We start from the raw sequence: 17,678 nt of genomic DNA, 5'->3' as shown, positions 1-17,678 counted from the left end.
ATGCCGCATGGCCATACCGATCACGGCTCCGCCCTGGCCTTCCTGATGACCCGCGCCAAGGCGATGGATGCCCGGAGCCTCTACATCTGCGGCTCGCCCTCCTGCCCCCGCGTGGGCTTCCGCTCCGGCTCCGGCATCGTCTACGAGCCGCTGTCCGCCGGCCTCGCGGGTCGCCTGATCGACCGCTTCGCGGTGGACGGCCACGGCCTCAGCCGAGGGCTGCTCGTCTGGAGCGGGCGCCATTACCGCTGGTTCAGCATGCCGATGCCGGAGGGGGACGACGGCTACGCCCCCCTGATCGCCGTGCACCGGCCCGCCATTTGTCCCGGCCCCGGCGAGCGGGCCATGCCGCGCGTGATCGCCGGCTGACCACCCCGCCCTTCCCCATCATCCCATCCATGAAACGAGGATGCGCACCATGAAAATGACCACCGAGGAAGCGTTCGTGAAGGTCCTTCAGATGCACGGCATCCGGCACGCCTTCGGGATCATCGGATCGGCCATGATGCCGGTCTCCGACCTTTTCCCCAAGGCCGGCATCCGGTTCTGGGACTGCGCGCACGAGACCAACGCCGCCCTGATCTGCGACGGCTACAGCCGCGTCACCGGCGAGATGGCCATGGCCATCGCCCAGAACGGACCCGGCGTGACCGGCTTCGTCACCTCGATCAAGACCGCTTACTGGAATCACACGCCGATGCTGCTGGTGACGCCGCAGGCCGCCAACAAGACCATCGGCCAGGGCGGTTTCCAGGAGGTCGAGCAGATGGCCATGTTCCGGGAGATGGTCTGCTACCAGGAGGAGGTACGCGACCCCAGCCGCATGGCCGAGGTGCTGAACCGCGTCATCGAGAAGGCGTGGCGCGGCTGCGCCCCGGCGCAGATCAACGTGCCGCGCGATTTCTGGACCCAGGTCATCGACGTCGAGCTGCCGCAGATCGTCCGGCTGGAGCGCCCGGCGGGCGGGCGGCAGGCCATTGCCGAGGCGGCCCGCCTGCTGTCGGAGGCGAAATTCCCGGTCATCCTCAACGGCGCCGGGGTGGTGATCGGCGGAGCCATTCCGGACAGCATGGCGCTGGCGGAGCGGCTGGACGCGCCGGTCTGCTGCGGCTATCAGCACAACGACGCCTTCCCCGGCAGCCACCCGCTGTCGGTCGGGCCGCTCGGCTACAACGGCTCCAAGGCGGCGATGGAGTTGATCGCCAAGGCCGACGTCGTGCTGGCGCTCGGCACCCGGCTCAACCCCTTCTCCACCTTGCCCGGCTACGGCATCGACTATTGGCCGAAGGGCGCGCGGATCATTCAGGTGGACATCAACCCCGACCGCATCGGCCTGACCAAGAAGGTATCGGTCGGCATCTGCGGCGACGCTAGGCAGGTTGCCCAGCAGATCCTGGCGCAACTCGCCCCCGGCGCCGGGGATGCGGGCCGGCTGGAGCGCCGCGCGCTGATCCACCAGACCAAGTCGGCGTGGCTTCAGCTGCTGTCCTCGCTCGACCATGAGGAGGACGATCCCGGAACGAGCTGGAACGCCGAGGCGCGCGAGCGCGAGTCCGACCGCATGTCGCCCCGTCAGGCGTGGCGGGCCATCCAGGCCGCCTTGCCGGCGGACGCCATCCTCTCCACCGACATCGGCAACAACTGCGCCATCGGCAACGCCTACCCCACCTTCGAGGAGGGGCGGAAGTATCTGGCGCCGGGCATGTTCGGCCCCTGCGGCTACGGCTTCCCGTCGATCGTCGGCGCGAAGATCGGCTGCCCCAGCACGCCGGTGGTCGGCTTCGCCGGTGACGGCGCCTTCGGCATCTCGATGAACGAGATGTCCTCCATCGGGCGCGAGGGATGGCCGGCGGTCACCATGGTGATCTTCCGGAACTTCCAGTGGGGGGCGGAGAAGCGCAACACGACGCTGTGGTTCGACAACAACTTCGTCGGCACGGAGCTGAACCCCAAGCTCAGCTACGCCAAGGTGGCCGAGGGTTGCGGCCTGAAGGGCGTCACCGCGCGCACCCAGGATGAGGTGACCGCCGCCCTGCGCCAGGCCATCGAGGACCAGGGGCGCGGCATCACCACCTTCGTCGAGGTGATCCTGAACCAGGAGCTGGGCGAGCCGTTCCGCCGCGACGCCATGAAGAAGCCGGTCGCGGTCGCCGGCATCGACCCGTCGGACATGCGCCCGCAACAGGCCGTGTAAGGCGAAGCGCCACGCCGTTCACGCGGTGCTTCTTTGAGATGAGTTGCAGGGGCCTTGCCCCCACCCTGACCCTCCCCCGCTCACGCAGGGGAGGGAACTTTTTTGCCCCCTCCCCTGCGCAGCGGGGGAGGGTTGGGGTGGGGGCAAGTCTGTCCAAAACCGACGCTTTGGGGTGTTCCGCGTTTCGACTTCGAAAGCACTCAAAGGTTGCAAGATTTTTTAATTTTCGCAATCTAAAGGCGCTTTCGATTTCGAAACCCTTCACTCCCCCAGCAGATCGTCGATGCGCATCCGCAGGTCCCGCAACAGCTCCCGGTGCTCCTTCTGCATCGCGTTGCTGACCGCGTCGATGGCCTTCAGCTCCTTCTCGATGCGGTTGATCGAGCGGCCCAGCACGCGCATCGGCTCCACCGAGCCCGGCGCCTTGGACGCCCGCGCCGCGCGCACCGACTGCACCGTCAGCCCGCCGGTGCGCGCCGACTGCCACAGCCGCCGCACCTCCTCTTCATCGCCGACGAAGGCCAGCTCGACCAGGGCCGAGCGGGACACCGCGTCGGGGTTCTCCCGGTACTCGCGGAGGATGTCGGTCGGCAGGTCCAGCACCTTAAGCCGCTTCGACACCTCGGCCTCCGAGCAGCCGAGCACCGCGGCGACCTCCGCCTGGGCGTAGCCATGGCTGTCGATGAGCTGGGTCAGGCCGCGGGCCAGATCGATGGCGTCCAGGTCCACGCGCTGGACGTTCTCGATCAGCGCGATCTCCTCCGCCTTGCCCTTGGTGATGATGGCGGCGATGGTCGGGCGGCCAAGCATCTGGTGGGCGCGCAGGCGGCGCTCACCGGCCACGAGGCGGTAGACGCCCTTCTCCGCCGTCTCCTGCACCAGCACCGGCTGCTGAAGCCCGTGCCGCTCGATGGAGGCGGCGAGCGAGGCGAGCGCCGTCTCGTCGAAGACGGTGCGCGGCTGGTTGGGGTCGGTGCGGATGGCGGCGACGTCGGCCTCGATCAGCCGGGGCAGGGCGCCGGTCAACCCGAACAGCCGGTTGGTCTCCAGGGCTGGGGCGGTGTTCTTGGCTTGCAGAACCGTGGCGGCGGTCTGGCGGGTCAGCTTCTTAGGCGGCATCGGACGACTCCCGGATGCGTCCGGTGGCCTTCAGAAGGGCACCGGCGATGGCGGCGTAGCTTTCCACGCCCGGCGCGCCGATGTCGGCGTCCAGCGTGATGACGTTGGCTCCGGCGGCCTGCGCGTAGATGGTCGCGCGCGGCACCGGCGGGAAGACCCGGTAATCCTCGCCCCACAGCCGGCCGATGTCGTCCAGCGAGGAGCGGTCCTGGGTCTGACGCGGGTTCAGCATGGTCGGCAGCACGCCCAGCACCCGCAGGTTCGGGTTCAGCCGCCGCTGGATCTTCGTCACGGTGTCCAGGAAGGCGTTCACGCCCAGGATGGCGTGCGGCTCCGCTTGGCAGGGGATCAGCACATAGTCCGCCGCGGTCAGCGCGTTGATGGTGACCGCCCCCAGGTTCGGCGCGCAGTCGATCAGGATGAAATCGTAATCGCCCCGCACCGCGTCCAGCATCTCCGCCATGGCGGTCTGGGCGTTGGTCAGGTTGCCGGGCAGTTCGGTGTCGGCGCTGGCGAGCGCGATGCTCGACGGCACGACGTCCAGCCCTTCCACGCTGGTCGGGCGGATGACCTCGGACAGCTTCGCCTTGCCCATCAGCGCGTGGTAGAGCACCCTGCCCTGCTCCGTCAGCGCCACCACGTCGGTCTGCGGCACGCCGACATGGACCGTGGCGTTGCCCTGCGGATCGGCGTCCACCAGCAGCACGCGGTTGCCCGACCGGGCCAGCATGAAGGCGACGTTGATCGAGGTCGCCGTCTTGGCCGTGCCGCCCTTTTGCAGGCCGATGGCGATGGTCGTGCCGGCGCGCGGCGTTGCGGTCGCCGGCTGCTCCAGGGACAGCAGCAGCAGACGGCCCAGCACGTCGCGGGGCAGGGGTTCGCGTCCCGTCTCCCACTTGCTCAGCCGCTGCTTGTCGTAGCGGCGGCCGGTCAGTTCGTTCACGAACGCGGCCATCTGTGTCTGGGTGAGGCCGCGCCTCTCGCGCAGCAGCTTCAAATCGTCGCCGGTCATTGCCCCCTCGTCGCCCCATTGTGCCGGAGTCGTCTGGGAAGCTATCAAGTCGTCCCAACCCCCGCAATGGGTGTCTACCCGCGGTGCGGAACAGCCGGCACTGGCGGAACATGGCCTCTCCGGTGCATAACTGAGGCATGCGGGGCCGGAGGCGGCGCCGGGGCTGTGGGGTTGCGCGAATGGCGGCGAACTGGTCGGTGCGGCAACTGGTGTGTCAGGCGCATGGCTGCGAATTGGCCGTGTCGTGGCGGACCGATGGGCGCTGGACCTGGACCGTCTCGGTGGCCGGGGAGCGCATCGCCGTCGGGATCGCCCAATCGCAGGAAGGCGCCCAGGACGCCGCCGCCAACGCGGCGGAACGCCACGCCCGCGCCGACGGCATCATCCAATTGACGATGTTCTGAACGCCGAAGCATGGATTCGCACTCAATCGGCGTCGAATTGGGCGTATTGCGCCGCAACATAACCGTCGATACGGGCGTAGCCCATACAATCCCCAGAAAAAGCGCTTAGCCACAGAGAATAATCCAGTGGGATTTTGCGCGAACCCATCAGGGTTTGTGTGATTTTCCCGTGCGTCTCCTATTGTTTGTGGACGATCGCAAAGACCGTAGGCCGCGCGTGAATTGTCTAAAACTTTCCGCGGAGCTTCGACCTTCGACGATGCGATGGCTCTGGCCTCCGGCCAGGGAAACGGGACGGGCGAGGTTCCACGTCCACCCCGATTGCGCCCATTCGACCAACCACGCGAGAGGCTCGACGTGACTTCGCTGGGGAAACGCCAGATTCACACCGACGCATTTGGGGGCGATTGCCTGGACGCTTCACCGGCTGTCGAAATCGACCGTATGGACCGCGGCGGCTGGTACACCGTCATGAACGGATTCGACGACGCCAACATCTTCCAGACCTGGGATTTCGGGCGCATCGCCCATCCCGGCCGCGACCTCAGCCACATCGTGCTGCGCCGGGACGGCCAGCCGGTGGCCGCGGCGCAGCTGCTGGTCCGCCGGGTGCCGGGCATCGGCGGCATCGCGCTGGTCATGTGGGGACCGTTGTGGCGCCCCAAGGGCCGTCCAGCCGATCCGGCCGACTTCCTGGCCATCATGGAAGCGATGAAGGCCGAGTACAGCGTCCGGCGCGGCCTGTTCCTGCGCGTCCTGCCGCGCGTCGAGGACGGGGCAGGGGAGGGCGCCCGCGCGCTGTCCGCCATGGAGGCGCTGGGGATGCGACACAGCGACGCCAAGGCCCCCTACCGCACTTTCATCATGGACCTGACCCGCGACGAGGCGACGATCCACAAGGACCTGTCCCGCCACTGGCGGCGCGGCCTCGCCAAAGCCGAGGGGGCAGGACTGGAGATCGTCGAGGGCTCCTCGCCGGAGATCCTCGACGCCATCGACGACCTGTTCATCCAGACGCAGCGCCGCAAGGGCTTCCGCGCCTTCGACAGCCGCACCCTGACCAAGGTCCACCGCGCCCTGCCCGACGGCATGAAGATGCACGCCGTCATGGCCTCCCACAACGGCGAGCCGGTGGCCGGCGTGGTGGTGTCGCTGCTCGGGGACACCGCGCTGATGCAGAATTCGGCCACCGCGGAGGCCGGACTGCCGCTGAACGCCGCCTTCCTCGTCCACTGGAAGGCGATGCAGTGGGTGAAGGCAAACGGCGGGAAGCGCTACGACCTGCACGGCGTCAACGCCCAGGCCAACCCCGGCGTGCATCTGTTCAAGCGCGGCTTCGCCGGCAAGGGGGAGGAGGAGCGGGTCTTCATCGGCACCTTCGAAGCGCCCGGCCCGATGCTCAGCCGGCTTCTCGTCGAAGGCGGCCAGACGGTGCGCACGCTGGCCGCGACCTGCACCGCGCAGGCGAGCCAGATGATGGCGATGGCGATGAACAAGGGACCGGCCGAGCGCGCCGACGCCACCACCCCGTCCAACCCGGTGTAAGTCCCAAAGATACGAAACGCCCGGTCCATGGTCTGGACCGGGCGTCGCGTTTGCGCGTCAACGGCCGAGCATTACTGCGGCTGAGCGTCACTGGGTGCGTGCGATCACCGGCACGCCGTCCAGATCCTTGGGAAGATCGTCGGGGATGCCCGACGCGAAATTGACCGCGATGGCGTAGTCGTCGGACAGCTTCGTGACTTCGGCGCGGGTCATACCGGGAAACCCGCTGAGGATCGCCAGATAACGGTCACGGGCGGCTTCGGCAGCCTCTTTCGGCACGGGCATACGGACCTCCCTTTCGTCATAGGATGCCATAATCATTTATGGATTGTTGGCCCCATAAACAATACCCCAATGCGACCGTTTCCCGCAAATCCCCCGCTCAGAGTCGTTGGGCGAGCCCGTGCAGGTCACCGACCACCGTCACGTCGGGCGGGAAGGGGTTCGGCAGCCCTTCCGATACCACGCCCACGAAGCCCATGCCGGCCTTGCGGGCGGCCTCCAGCTCGGTCAGGGAGTCGCCGATGGCGAGCGACCGCGCCGGGTCGTGCCCGCCCGCCGCGACGATGCGCGCGAAGACCTCCGCCTTCACATTGGGGGAGCCGGTGATGCTGCGGAAATGCCGCTCCAGCCCCTTGGCGCGCACCGTGCCCATCAGCACCTCGTGCGGCGTGCCCGAGACGAGGTGGCAGGGCGTGCCGTCCAGCCGGTCCAGCACCGTCTCAGCGCCGGCGATCAGCGCGCAGTCGGGAACGCGCGGATCGACGATCTCGGCGTAGCGGCGGGCCAGATCGTCGATCTCCGCCGGGCCGGGGTCGCGCCCGAACATCTCCCGCTCCAGGATCGCCAGCATCTTGAAACGGCTGAGGCCGCCGTTGCGCCAGATCGTCTGGCGCATCCGCTCCTCCGTCTCCGCATCGTCGATGCCGTAGAGGATGGCGAAGCCGCCGTTCTTGGTGGGCACGGAGTCGATGATGACGCCGTCGAAATCGAAGATCACGACCTCCGGGTCCAGCCGGTCGGGTGTCTGAAGCATTGCGCCGTCTCGCATCGTTGTGGTGGCCCCGCACGGAACAGGGGCGGGTGCCGGAAAAGGCGTCGGGGGATCGTACAGGAAATCCCCCGTGCCTCAACGGTTCGGGCCGAAGAAAGAGCCTTTCGGAAAAGCTGTCTCACAGTGTGGCGCAGGCCACAGCGGGGGAGGGCGGCAGGGCGTAGGGTCTGGTCATCGGACAGGCCGGGCCCCAACGCAGACGGAACCGGCAGCCAACTCCCCCAGACACCAACTCCCCAGACACCGGAAGGAAACCACACCATGCGCCGCACCACCCTGATCGCCGCCGCCGTCGCCGTCCTGTGCTCCGCCCCGGCCTTCGCCGGCGACCTGATGACCGGCGGCATCCCGCTCGGCAACGCCAGCAACCTGGGGGTCATCTCCAACACCGCCGCGGGCATCCAGAACAAGGCGCAGCAGCAGGTGATGGGCGTGCAGGCCGGCGGCGGGCTGGCCGGACCCTTCGGCACCGCCTCCAACCTGGGCAACGTCTCCAACCTTGCCGCCGGGGTCGGCAACAAGGCCAAGCAGCAGGTGGTTGGCGTGCAGGCCGGCGGGATGGGCGGTGGTGTGAAGACGCCCTTCGCTCTGGGCGGCTTCAACAGCAACGCCGGCACCGTCAGCAACAGCGCGGTCGGCATCGGCAACACCGCCCAGCAGCAGGTCAAGGCCATGCAGTTCGGCGCGCCGGGCGCCCTGTTCAACCAGAACCTCGGCACCGTCTCCAACCTCTCCGCCGGCATCGGCAACAAGGCGCAGCAGCAGGTCACCGGCATCCAGAAGTAAGGCTCCCCCGCTTCGCATCCCTCCCTCCCCGAACCTCGCGGCCGGCAGACCTCTGCCGGCCGTCTTTTTGCGGGACGCAGGAAACGGGTGGCCCTCCTTGTCGCCATCCGCGACGATCCCGGCAGCAGAACCGGGAGGGCATCATGGACGAGGAGGCGATGTGGAGCGCGGTGGCGCACCGGGACCGGGACGGTGACGGGCGCTTCGTCTACGCGGTGCGCACCACCAGCGTCTATTGCCGGCCGTCCTGCCCATCGCGACGGGCCAAGCGGGAAAACGTCGCGTTCCACCCCGATGCCGCGGCGGCGGAGGCGGCGGGCTTCCGCCCCTGCAAGCGCTGCCGCCCCAACGCGCCGCCATCCACGCTCACATGATTCCCAGCAGCCGGATCAGACCCAGCCCGCTGGCACCGAGCGCCGCCAGCGACAGCACCACCGCCGCGGTGACGCGCAGGCCCGCCCGCGACAGCATCCGCACATCCACCCCAAGCCCCAACGCGGCCATCGACAGCACCGTCAGGACGCCGGCCGCGGTCTGGCTGGCCGCCAGGGCGGCATCCGGGATGCCCCCCGCCGCCCGCAGTCCGGCCAGCGCCAAGAAGCCCAGGATGAACCAGGGCACCAGCCGGCGCAGCGGCACGCTTGCCTTAGCACCGTCTTCTCCCCCCTCCGGCTTCGCCATCAAGGCCAGCGCCACCACCACCGGCCCCAGCATCAGCACGCGCAGCAGCTTCACCAGCGTCCCGACCTGGACGCTCAGCGCACCGACCGGCGCCGTCGCCGCCAGGATCTGCGGCACCGCGTAAACGGTCAGCCCGGCGAACACGCCGTACTGCATGGGGGTGAGGCCGAGCAGCGGCACCAGCAAAGGCAGCCCCAGCACCACCAGAACACCCAGCACCGCCGTGAAGGCGATGGCCGCGGCCACGTCGTCGCCGTGCGCCCCGATCACCGGCGCCGTCGCCGCGATGGCCGAGTTGCCGCAGATCGAGTTGCCGCAGGCGACCAGCACCGCCATGCGCGGCGGCAATCCCAGCAGGCGCCCGATGCCGTAGCTGACCGCCAGGGCCAGGGCGACCACCCCGGCGATCCCCGCCACCAGCCCCGGTCCGGCGGCCAGGATCGTGTCCGGGTCGATGGAGGCGCCCAGCAGCAGCACCGCGACCTCCAGCAGCGTCTTGGCGCTGAAGTCCGTTCCCGCCTTCCAGCGCCGTCCCGGCGCCCAGACGCTGCGCAGGGCCACCCCGATCAGGATCGCCAGGACCAGCGCCTCCAGCCAGGCCTGCCCGAAGACCCGCACCTCCAGGCTTTGCAGGGCCAGCGCAGCGCCGCTCACGCCGGAGCAGAGCAGAATCCCCGGCAGCAGGGCGCCCAGGGTCCGGCGGGGCGATGGAAGAAGTTCGTTCGGCATGGCGTCCTCGAATTCCGATGCCGGGAAGCTGCGCCCTCTGGACCGTTCGTTCCAACGGATTATAGTGGACGAATCGTTCGGTAAAACCGAACGTTCGAAGGGGCAAGGGATCGGATGACTCTCGAACAGCTCCGCATCTTCGTGGCGGTCGCCACGCAGCAGCATGTGACGCGGGCTGCCGCCTCCCTGAATCTGACGCAGTCCGCGGTCAGCGCCGCCGTCTCCAGCCTGGAGGCCCGGCACGCCGTCCGCCTGTTCGACCGGGTGGGCCGCCGCATCGAGCTGACGGAGGCCGGGCGCCTGTTCCTGAACGAAGCCATCGCGGTGCTCGCCCGTGCCGAGGCGGCGGAGCGCATGCTGGCCGACCTGTCGGCGCTGAAGCGCGGGCGCATCGCCATCCACGCCAGCCAGACCATCACCGGCTACTGGCTGCCCGAACGGCTCGTGGCGTTCCACCGGCGCTATCCGGACGTCGACGTCGCGGTGAAGGCCGCCAACACCGCCCAGGTCGCCAAGGCCGTGCTGGACGGCGCCGCCGATCTGGGTCTGGTGGAAGGGGAGGTGGCCGACCCGCTGCTCGACCAGGACCTACTGGCCGGCGACCGTCTGCTGCTGCTGGTGGGGGACGGTCACCCCTGGCGCGGGCGGAGCGACCTGCCGATTGAGGAGCTGCACCGCTCCCCCTGGGTCCTGCGGGAAGCCGGGTCGGGCACCCGCTCCGAGTTCGAGGAGGCGCTGCGCGGGCAGGGGAGGGCGCCGGAGGATTTGCCGGTGACGCTGGAACTGCCCTCGAACGAAGCGGTGCTGTCGGCGGTCATGGCCGGGGCGGGGGCCACCGCCCTGTCGGATCTGGTGGCGCGCGGTGCGCTGGCGGCCGGGCATCTGCACCGCGTTCCCTTCCCGCTGCCCGAGCGCCCCTTCCGCCTGCTGCGCCACCGCGAGCGCGGGTTGAGCCACGCCGCCCGGACCTTCCGCGGCCGGTTGCTGGCGGAATAGGGCAGGGGAGGGGGGTCAGACCACCTCGTCGAACTCGACCCTGGGAATGTCGATCCAGCTCTCCGGCTCGCCGGCGTCCTTGCGCCAGAAGATCACCGGAAGGTCGGCGTTCAGCACGCGGGCGATGGAGGCGCCGCGCGCCGTCATCAGCTCCTTGTACTCCGCGGCCTCGACGATGCGCACGCCGTAGCCGGGGATGCGGTCGGCCTGGAGCACGGGGCCGAGCGCGTTTTTGAACTTGCGCAGGTCGTTGTCGGAGCCGACCCGCTTGCGCAGCGGCTCCAGCGCCATCCAGAAGGCGTTGCCATGGCCCAGATGGGCGCGGGCGATCTCGTAGAGCCGCTTCTCGATGGGCTTCAGAGCGAAGTAGTCTTCCGAATAGGTCAGCAGATTGTTGCCCAGCGCCGCGCGCACCACCCAGTTCGACAGGACCAGGGTCAGGCCGCGCACCTGCCGCTCGCCGTCCTTCTTGCCGCGGCGGTACAGCAGCTTGTAGTCGGAGATCCAGGAGAAGGCGCCACTCTCGCCCTCGCCCCCGGCCTCCAGGTTGGTCTTGATCTGGGTGCCCTGAAGCCGCTCCAGCGCCCCTTCGATCTTGTCGTAGGCGCTGCCCCCGGCGGTCTTGCCGACGATGCGCTGGAGATCGCTGGTGGTGAAGTGGAGCTTCCCCACCTCCGGCCCCATCTTGCCCTCGGCCATCTTCTCGCGCAGCAGCGAGACGGCGTAGATCAGCACCGACTTGTCCCAGATCGTCGCAACGCCGACGTCGCGCGGGGCGCGCACCTCGATCTTCACCTTGCCGTCGTCGTAGGTGGGAAGGCTTTCCACCTTGTCCTTCGACAAGCCGAACAGCGAATAGGCCATCAGGGCCCGGTCGTTGTTCACGTCGCCGCGCAGCGGCGAATCCAGCCGCAGCGCCAGCTGGACCGGGCGGTCCAGCAGTTCGGCGTTTTCCTTGTCGGTGTTGTGGTCGTCCATGCACCCAGTCTCCCCGGCCCCGCCGCTGGCGGTTACGGTATTGATTCCCGATACGCCCCGCATGTTCCACAGCGCAGGCGCAAACGTCGCCATTCTGCCGAAAGATTCCTCACCGGCCGGAAACGACGCTGTGACCGTGCGGACGAATGTCGCCGTTCTGCCAGTTCCCCCGGACGCTGTGCCCCGCTGGAGGGCTTCCCGGCCGAAAGCGTCCGCGTTCTGACGGTCCGGACTCCCGACAAGCCGCGAAATGGCGCTGAAAGGCTTGGATTCCCTGACTCTTTCCGGACTCCCCGGGGTCTGGAGGCCGCCGCGGAGGGAGCACATTGGCAGAACGGCGACACTCGGTTGCGCGAGTCGGAGTCCGATTCTCGGCCGATTCCCGGAGTCACCGAGGGGCCACAGCCCAGATTATTCGGCAGAACGGCGACATCCGGCGGACTCCGACGCTCCGCCGCTTCCCTCCGTGCGCCGGAATCTTTCGGCAGAACGGCGACGTTTTCCGCCCGGTTTCTCGGCAGAACGGCGACACCCAGACGTGGTCCGCCACCGCTCCTGGGGGCTCAACGCCTTGATTCCACTGACTCCAGCACCCCGCATCGACGCAACCGGAGCGATTCCGACGCACGCATTTGAATCGTGGACAGCCTGTTGGGGCCACGACAACATCTTGCGTAACGGGCTCACCAAAGCCCGAACCGATAGCTTTTGGACCAGGGTTTTAGGCCAGGGTTTTCAGCTGGCGGCTCCGAACAGCCGCGACACGCCGAAGGAGGCGACGATGACGTAGCGGAGGACACGACCTCCGGAAACACAAAGGGCACAGGTTTGGCGACCTGTGCCCTCGTGCACACCGAAGTGTCGAAAACCGATGGAAGACCGGGAGAACCGGACCCCGCATCAGCGGTTTGGCGACTTCATGATGCCAGGGTAGGTCCGGAAAACCAAGTGGAATCGCGGATTCCACTGACGCTCCCGCTTTGTCTTCCGCCGGGATTGAAGCGCTGGATCATGGGAAGACAATGACCCCGTACACGACCTTGTACCGGCGATGGATCGCTGCGCCCGGCGTGGGAGCCGCGGAGATCGCGGTGCTCTCCGGCCTTTACGCGCGGGCGGACGCCGCCGGTGTCTGCGCCGGCCTGGTCCAGGACGAGCTGGCCGCCGAACTCGGCAAGAGCCGTCCCTGGCTGTCCGCCGTGCTGACGAAGCTGCAAGCGCCGGACCTGTCCCTGGTGGAAGCCCGCCGCGAACGCGGCTTCCGCGGAATGGTCTATGCGCTGGTGGGGGCGCAGGACACCGACTCTTCCGGTCGGCCCGTCGACACCACCGGTCAGCCGGCTGACGGACTCCTAAGGACTGGGAATCCCCTGAATCCTGATTCTCAAAACTCCTCCTCCTTCCGGGCGGGGGGATCGGTTGGGTTTCCGGGCATCAAGAACCGGGATGCCCTGGCCGAGGACTGGCAGCCGGACGCCGCCGATCTGGCCTGGGCCGCGGAAACCCGGCCGGAGGTCGATCCCGCCACGGTGACCCGCAAATTCGTGTCCTGGTGCCGCAAGGCCAACGTCCGCAACGGCTACAGCCCGGCCGACCCGTCCGGCGCTTGGCGCAAATGGGTGGCCCGCGAACTGGTCGCCCCCACCGCGGCACCAGCCGGCGAAACGCCCGAAGGCACCGTCGTCCCCTTTGCAACCGCCTCCCGCCGCCCCTCCAACCGGAGCGACCAGAATGACCGCCAGCCTGCCGAGCTTTCCCGTGAGCCTTCCCGTCAGCGCCGCCCCGCAGACGCCGGACATGGCGTGGCTGCCCGCAACGCCGGCGTCCTCTCTGCCCTGCGCGATCGCCTCGCTCGCCCGGCTTGAGCGCGCCGACCTGCGCTTCGAGATCGCGGATCGCGCGCCGGAGGAGATCGGGGCGCTGGCCGAGCGGGTGGAAGCCGCTCTTGAGGGTGTCTGCCCGGCGATCGGTGTGGAGAATGTGCTGACCGGCATCGAGAAGCTGGCGGTGCGCTTCGGCCTGGAGCTTCCGGACGCCGATGTGCTGGAGGCCGACATTCTCGAAATGGCCGGCTGGCCCGCCGAGGAATGGATCGCCGGTTTCCGTGGCGTCTGGTCCTCCTTCCGCTCCGGCTACCGGCGCTTCCCCACGATCGGCGATTTTCGGGCCGCCGCCGGTCAGGCATCGGTGACCAGCGGAACGGCGGCCCTGCGCCGGCTGGCCATGGCCCTGCGCCAGGAACAGCAACTCCGTGCCCGCGAGATTGCTCATCGCCGCCATCAGAAGGAGAAGGAGGCGGAAACCGCCCGCCGTCAGCAGGCTGCCGCCCTGGCCGCCCCGGCGACGCCGACGGCAACGACGCGCCCGGCACCGGTTTCCCCTCCGGTCTCCGTCACTCCGGACGATGCGCAAGTGGTCCTGGCTTCCGCGCCGCCCCGGTCTCAGATGAGGCTGGTCGTTCCCAAGGTCTTGATAAGGGATCGTTCGGCCAATGATCCTCATACCACGGTATGTCAAGGATATGAGCACGTACCTTTCAATAAACGACCGCGTACGAAAAGTTCAGTCCGAGAAGCCAAGTATGCCAATGACTGTGGATCACGCCGAAGAGCTGGAGCTAAAGCTTGGCAGGCCCTTCATTATTCCAACAGGGTAACGCCTATATAAACAGTCTCATCCCATCGATTCAGATTCCGGTGGCGAAGCACGAAAGGGCGGAGCAAGATACGATAATCTGTTTGTGCCGCGAACCTTTCGGATTGTCCATCCATGCCGCTGAAGACGGTGTCCCGTCAGAAACCGATGACTCTGCGCGGGTACCTGCTGAGGCTTGTGCTCGTGACGTTGGTGCCGATGCTCCTGCTCGGCGGCATGCTCATCGGCTGGCTGGTGCAGCAGCAGCGGGACGCCGTCGAGAACAACATGTCCGACACGGCGGAGGCGTTGGCCCTGATCGTCGACCGGGAGTTGGAAGCGACCATCGAGGCATTGCGGGCGCTGTCCCGCACGGACGCTCTGGCGGCCGACGATCCCGCCGGCTTCTATGAGCGGGCGACGCTGGCGCTGACTCAGCACCCCTCCTGGACGAACATCGCGCTGATCGACCCGTCGGGGCGGCAGATCGTCAACACGGTGGTCCGGCTCGGCGTCCCGCTGCCGGATGTGCCACAGCGCGACGCGCTGCAACGGGTGACCGCGACCCGCCAGCCGGCGGTGTCCGATCTGGTCACCGCGACGGCGGCGGTGCGCCCGACAATCGCCGTCATGGTGCCGGTGCTGCGCGACGGCAGCCTGCGCTATGTCCTGTCGGCGGTGGTCGATCCGCAGACCTGGAGCGATCTGCTGGAGGGTTTCGAAACCCGGTCCGGCCTCATCGCCGCGATCATCGATGGCCAAGACCGGATCGCCGCCCGCTCGCGCGAGCATGCGGAGTATCTGGGGCGGGCGGTGCCCGACTGGTTCCTGGCGGCGCGTGGCACGGCGGAGACCGGCAACTACCGCGGCGCCACGCTGGACGGGGTGGAGATCATCGGCGCCTTCCACCGCTCGCAGCGCGCCGACTGGACCCTGGTCGCCGCGACGCCGACGGAGGCCGTGCTCAATCCCTTGAACCGCACAGTGTTGCTGGCCTTGGGGTTGGGACTGTTTCTGCTGGCCGTGTCTCTGGCGTCGGCGGGGATCTTCGCGCGGCGGCTCGCCCATCCCGTCCGCGAACTGGCCACCCACGGCGGCAGCCTGATGGAGGGGCGCGCCATCCGCTACGACGGCGGCGTGCCGGTGCGCGAGATCGACGAGTTGCACCGCGTCCTGGCCGAGGCCAGCGCCGCGCTGGTCGGCGCCAGCGAATCCGTGGCCCATGCGGAGGCCCGTTACCGCGCCATCGTCGACACGGCGGTCGACGCCATCGTGGTCATCGACCGGGCCGGCACCCTGCACAGCTTCAACCGCGCCGCCGAACGGATCTTCGGCTACGCCGCGGAGGAGGTGATCGGCCGCAACGTCAGCATGCTGATGCCCGATCCCGACCGCAGCGCCCATGACGGCTATCTGGAGCGCTACCACCGCACGGGGGAGCGGCGGATCATCGGCATCGGGCGCGAGGTGACGGGCCAGCGCAAGGACGGGTCGGTGTTCCCGTTGGAGTTGTCGGTCGCCGAATGGAAGGCCGACGGCGAGGTGCGCTTCACCGGCATTGTGCGCGACATCACCGCCCGCCGGACGGCGGCCGAGGCGTTGCTTGCCGCCAAGGAGGCGGCGGAGCAGGCGATGGAGCGCGCCCTGGCCGCGGCGGACGAGGCCCGGCGGGAGAAGACCCGCGCCGAGAAGGCGGAGCGGGCGAAGACCCAGTTCCTGGCGGCGGCCAGCCACGACCTGCGCCAGCCCGTGCAGTCGCTCTATTTCTTCGCGCAGGTGCTGGGCGACAAGCTGCACGGCCATCCCGGCCACGAGCTGGTGGCCAGCATGGGCCATTCGCTGGACGCGCTGAAGCTCCTGCTCGACGGACTTCTCGACGTGTCGCGGCTCGACGCCGGGGCTGTGGAGCCCAGCGTCACCGAATGCGCGGTCGGACCGCTGCTCGACCGGCTGGCCGCGGAATACGGTCCGCAGGCGGAAGGGCAGGGGCTGCGGCTGCGGGTCGTGCCGACCTCGCTGTGGGCGCGCACCGACCCGATGCTGCTGGAGCGTATCCTGCGCAACCTGATCGAGAACGCGCTGCGCTACACCGAGCGGGGCGGCGTCGTGGTCGGCTGCCGGCGCGGCAACGGCGTGCTGCGCATCGAGGTGGCCGACAGCGGCGTCGGCGTTCCGGAGGAGTTGCAGCAGGCCGTCTTCGAGGAGTTCTTCCAGATCGGCAACCAGGAGCGCGACCGGGCCAAGGGGCTGGGTCTCGGTCTCGCCATCGTGAAGCGGCTGGCCGGGCTGCTCGGCCACACGATCGCCCTGCGCTCGCGGCCCGGACGGGGCAGCGTCTTCTCGGTGGAACTTCCCTGCGTGCGCGCCCGCGCCATCCTGCGCCGCAACGGGCCGGACCGCGCCAACGACGACGGGCAGGGGCTGGTGGTGGTCATCGACGACGAGGCCATCGTGCTGCTCAGCCTGCGCACCCTGCTGGAGCAGTGGGGCTACGAGGTGGTGGCCGCCGTGTCGGCGGAGGAGGCGGTGGACGTCCTGCACGGGCTGGGTCGGCTGCCGGACCTCATCATCGCCGATTACCGCCTGCGCGAGGGGCGGACGGGGGTGGAGGCGATCCGCGACATCCACGGCGTCTGCGGCGTGCGCATCCCCGCCGTGGTGCTGACCGGCGACACGGCGCCCGAACGCATCACGGAAATCCGCGGCGCCGGCTTCCGCCTCGTCCACAAGCCGATCACCCCGCACATCCTGCGCGAATTGCTGAAGCCCGCGGCCTGATTCTAAAAGGTCTGGTTGCGAAAGGCCGGTTTTTGACCCTGGCTGCCCGCCGGCCGGGTCTTTAGTTTTTCCGGCTCCTTGGGGAAGAGCCTCCTTGGGCAAGAGGGAGACGGGACATGAACTGGAGCAAGGGCCTGTGGCGGGGCTGGCTGGCCGCCGCCCTGCTGTGGGGGGCGGTGATCGCCGCCTTTGCCGCCGCCGACCTGCAGGGGCGCCATCCTTTCGCCGGTCTCTACGCCTATTCGGACGCAAGGGACGCCTTTCTGCCGCAGCACTACGCCGCCGACGAGGGGGTGGTGGAGGATGGGGTGAGGCGGGGGGTCGTGGCGCGGACGGACTTCCCCGACGGCACCAGCCTCGCCGCCCCGCCGGGCCTCGGCGAGGAGCGCGTGCGGCGGATCGCCGAGCGTTTCTGGGCGGAGCGCTGGGCGCGCCGGGCGGAGGTTCTGTGGCCCTGGGGCCTGCGCGCCGCCGTCCCGCCGCTGCTTCTTCTGCTGTCCGGCGCGCTCGTCCTGTGGATCGCCCGCGGCTTCCGCAAGGTCGACATTCCCGCGGAGGCGGAAGCGCTGGAGACAACGGCAAGCGAGGACGCGCCGAAGGCGGCCTTCAACACGCGGTCCGCCGGCGGGCTGCCGCCCTTCATCCGTTCGCTGGGGCCGGACCCCAAGCGCCGCCGCGTGCTGGGGGCGGGCCGGTAAAGGTCGCGCCAGTCGAGCCCAGGCGTCGTTCGGGCCGCCGCCCAACATCGCGGTAACCCGCGGTGGCGCG

Annotated in this window: 16 protein-coding genes and 1 pseudogene; 11 read left to right on the top strand and 6 right to left on the bottom strand. The window is 68.8% G+C overall.

Annotated features, from left to right (window positions below):
- Positions 1 to 369, top strand: a complete 369-nt coding sequence (locus Sp245p_RS32485; protein WP_014200226.1) for a hypothetical protein — start codon at positions 1 to 3, stop codon at positions 367 to 369.
- 49 nt (positions 370 to 418) lie between these two features.
- Complete coding sequence (xsc, locus tag Sp245p_RS32480; protein WP_014200227.1) at positions 419 to 2,194, top strand: sulfoacetaldehyde acetyltransferase; 1,776 nt, start codon at positions 419 to 421, stop codon at positions 2,192 to 2,194.
- Positions 2,195 to 2,455: 261 nt separating this feature from the next.
- Here xsc and Sp245p_RS32475 read toward each other — a convergent pair whose 3' ends face one another.
- Together Sp245p_RS32475 and Sp245p_RS32470 are read right to left on the bottom strand one after the other, a co-directional pair.
- On the bottom strand, positions 2,456 to 3,313 hold the full coding sequence (locus Sp245p_RS32475; RefSeq protein WP_014200228.1) for a ParB/RepB/Spo0J family partition protein: 858 nt from the start codon (positions 3,311 to 3,313) through the stop codon (positions 2,456 to 2,458).
- Positions 3,303 to 4,325, bottom strand: coding sequence for an AAA family ATPase (locus Sp245p_RS32470; RefSeq protein WP_014200229.1), 1,023 nt, complete (start codon positions 4,323 to 4,325; stop codon positions 3,303 to 3,305). Before Sp245p_RS32470 ends, Sp245p_RS32475 begins: the two co-directional genes overlap by 11 nt.
- Before the next feature lie 179 nt (positions 4,326 to 4,504).
- Between Sp245p_RS32470 and Sp245p_RS32465 the strand changes: the two genes are divergently transcribed.
- Positions 4,505 to 4,729 carry a hypothetical protein gene (locus tag Sp245p_RS32465; protein WP_014200230.1) on the top strand — a complete coding sequence of 75 codons (225 nt, stop codon included), beginning with the start codon at positions 4,505 to 4,507 and terminating at the stop codon, positions 4,727 to 4,729.
- Between the two features lie 444 nt (positions 4,730 to 5,173).
- Positions 5,174 to 6,274: a lipid II:glycine glycyltransferase FemX gene (locus tag Sp245p_RS32460; protein ID WP_041814402.1), complete on the top strand. Its 1,101-nt coding sequence runs from the start codon at positions 5,174 to 5,176 to the stop codon at positions 6,272 to 6,274.
- Between the two features lie 87 nt (positions 6,275 to 6,361).
- Here the strand turns inward: Sp245p_RS32460 and Sp245p_RS32455 are convergent, their stop codons facing one another.
- Positions 6,362 to 6,559 (bottom strand): hypothetical protein, encoded by a 198-nt coding sequence (locus Sp245p_RS32455; RefSeq protein WP_014200232.1) that lies wholly within the window; start codon positions 6,557 to 6,559, stop codon positions 6,362 to 6,364.
- 97 nt (positions 6,560 to 6,656) lie between these two features.
- Positions 6,657 to 7,310, bottom strand: coding sequence for an HAD family hydrolase (locus tag Sp245p_RS32450; protein WP_014200234.1), 654 nt, complete (start codon positions 7,308 to 7,310; stop codon positions 6,657 to 6,659).
- 279 nt (positions 7,311 to 7,589) lie between these two features.
- On the opposite strand from Sp245p_RS32450, the gene Sp245p_RS32445 reads away from it, so the two are divergent.
- The gene (locus Sp245p_RS32445) at positions 7,590 to 8,114 is read left to right on the top strand and encodes a hypothetical protein (protein WP_014200235.1); all 525 of its coding nucleotides are present in this window, start codon (positions 7,590 to 7,592) and stop codon (positions 8,112 to 8,114) included.
- Between the two features lie 143 nt (positions 8,115 to 8,257).
- A pseudogene (locus tag Sp245p_RS32440) lies at positions 8,258 to 8,470 on the top strand (Ada metal-binding domain-containing protein); the annotation flags it as partial.
- A 10-nt stretch (positions 8,471 to 8,480) separates the two neighbouring features.
- On the opposite strand, the gene Sp245p_RS32435 reads toward Sp245p_RS32440, so the two are convergent.
- On the bottom strand, positions 8,481 to 9,524 hold the full coding sequence (locus Sp245p_RS32435) for a YeiH family protein (protein WP_014200237.1): 1,044 nt from the start codon (positions 9,522 to 9,524) through the stop codon (positions 8,481 to 8,483).
- A 114-nt stretch (positions 9,525 to 9,638) separates the two neighbouring features.
- Between Sp245p_RS32435 and Sp245p_RS32430 the strand changes: the two genes are divergently transcribed.
- The gene (locus tag Sp245p_RS32430; RefSeq protein ID WP_014200238.1) at positions 9,639 to 10,520 is read left to right on the top strand and encodes a LysR family transcriptional regulator; all 882 of its coding nucleotides are present in this window, start codon (positions 9,639 to 9,641) and stop codon (positions 10,518 to 10,520) included.
- A 15-nt stretch (positions 10,521 to 10,535) separates the two neighbouring features.
- Here the strand turns inward: Sp245p_RS32430 and Sp245p_RS32425 are convergent, their stop codons facing one another.
- The gene (locus Sp245p_RS32425) at positions 10,536 to 11,498 is read right to left on the bottom strand and encodes a replication initiator protein A (protein WP_014200239.1); all 963 of its coding nucleotides are present in this window, start codon (positions 11,496 to 11,498) and stop codon (positions 10,536 to 10,538) included.
- 1,022 nt (positions 11,499 to 12,520) lie between these two features.
- Between Sp245p_RS32425 and Sp245p_RS36630 the strand changes: the two genes are divergently transcribed.
- The 4 genes from Sp245p_RS36630 (at position 12,521) to Sp245p_RS32405 (ending at position 17,608) form a co-directional block, all read left to right on the top strand.
- The gene (locus tag Sp245p_RS36630; RefSeq protein ID WP_014200242.1) at positions 12,521 to 13,363 is read left to right on the top strand and encodes a hypothetical protein; all 843 of its coding nucleotides are present in this window, start codon (positions 12,521 to 12,523) and stop codon (positions 13,361 to 13,363) included.
- Complete coding sequence (locus tag Sp245p_RS32415; RefSeq protein ID WP_420867256.1) at positions 13,257 to 14,165, top strand: hypothetical protein; 909 nt, start codon at positions 13,257 to 13,259, stop codon at positions 14,163 to 14,165. Before Sp245p_RS36630 ends, Sp245p_RS32415 begins: the two co-directional genes overlap by 107 nt.
- Before the next feature lie 102 nt (positions 14,166 to 14,267).
- Complete coding sequence (locus tag Sp245p_RS32410) at positions 14,268 to 16,910, top strand: PAS domain S-box protein (RefSeq protein ID WP_014200245.1); 2,643 nt, start codon at positions 14,268 to 14,270, stop codon at positions 16,908 to 16,910.
- Positions 16,911 to 17,026: 116 nt separating this feature from the next.
- A complete protein-coding gene (locus Sp245p_RS32405; protein ID WP_014200246.1) occupies positions 17,027 to 17,608 on the top strand; it encodes a hypothetical protein in 582 nt (193 codons plus the stop codon).
- The last annotated feature ends 70 nt before the right edge of the window (positions 17,609 to 17,678 follow it).

It is taken from the genome of Azospirillum baldaniorum (assembly GCF_003119195.2).
GTDB classification, from domain to species: domain Bacteria; phylum Pseudomonadota; class Alphaproteobacteria; order Azospirillales; family Azospirillaceae; genus Azospirillum; species Azospirillum baldaniorum.
This window is presented reverse-complemented; position numbering and strand designations above follow the sequence as displayed.

What these genes read in the sequence shown, in the direction of transcription:
- Sp245p_RS32485 (WP_014200226.1), top strand. Translation starts at nt 1, where the DNA reads ATGCCGCATGGCCATACCGATCACGGCTCCGCCCTGGCCTTCCTGATG.
- xsc (WP_014200227.1), top strand. Translation starts at nt 419, where the DNA reads ATGAAAATGACCACCGAGGAAGCGTTCGTGAAGGTCCTTCAGATGCAC.
- Sp245p_RS32475 (WP_014200228.1), bottom strand. Translation starts at nt 3,313, where the DNA reads ATGCCGCCTAAGAAGCTGACCCGCCAGACCGCCGCCACGGTTCTGCAA.
- Sp245p_RS32470 (WP_014200229.1), bottom strand. Translation starts at nt 4,325, where the DNA reads ATGACCGGCGACGATTTGAAGCTGCTGCGCGAGAGGCGCGGCCTCACC.
- Sp245p_RS32465 (WP_014200230.1), top strand. Translation starts at nt 4,505, where the DNA reads ATGGCGGCGAACTGGTCGGTGCGGCAACTGGTGTGTCAGGCGCATGGC.
- Sp245p_RS32460 (WP_041814402.1), top strand. Translation starts at nt 5,174, where the DNA reads ATGGACCGCGGCGGCTGGTACACCGTCATGAACGGATTCGACGACGCC.
- Sp245p_RS32455 (WP_014200232.1), bottom strand. Translation starts at nt 6,559, where the DNA reads ATGCCCGTGCCGAAAGAGGCTGCCGAAGCCGCCCGTGACCGTTATCTG.
- Sp245p_RS32450 (WP_014200234.1), bottom strand. Translation starts at nt 7,310, where the DNA reads ATGCTTCAGACACCCGACCGGCTGGACCCGGAGGTCGTGATCTTCGAT.
- Sp245p_RS32445 (WP_014200235.1), top strand. Translation starts at nt 7,590, where the DNA reads ATGCGCCGCACCACCCTGATCGCCGCCGCCGTCGCCGTCCTGTGCTCC.
- Sp245p_RS32435 (WP_014200237.1), bottom strand. Translation starts at nt 9,524, where the DNA reads ATGCCGAACGAACTTCTTCCATCGCCCCGCCGGACCCTGGGCGCCCTG.
- Sp245p_RS32430 (WP_014200238.1), top strand. Translation starts at nt 9,639, where the DNA reads ATGACTCTCGAACAGCTCCGCATCTTCGTGGCGGTCGCCACGCAGCAG.
- Sp245p_RS32425 (WP_014200239.1), bottom strand. Translation starts at nt 11,498, where the DNA reads ATGGACGACCACAACACCGACAAGGAAAACGCCGAACTGCTGGACCGC.
- Sp245p_RS36630 (WP_014200242.1), top strand. Translation starts at nt 12,521, where the DNA reads ATGACCCCGTACACGACCTTGTACCGGCGATGGATCGCTGCGCCCGGC.
- Sp245p_RS32410 (WP_014200245.1), top strand. Translation starts at nt 14,268, where the DNA reads ATGCCGCTGAAGACGGTGTCCCGTCAGAAACCGATGACTCTGCGCGGG.
- Sp245p_RS32405 (WP_014200246.1), top strand. Translation starts at nt 17,027, where the DNA reads ATGAACTGGAGCAAGGGCCTGTGGCGGGGCTGGCTGGCCGCCGCCCTG.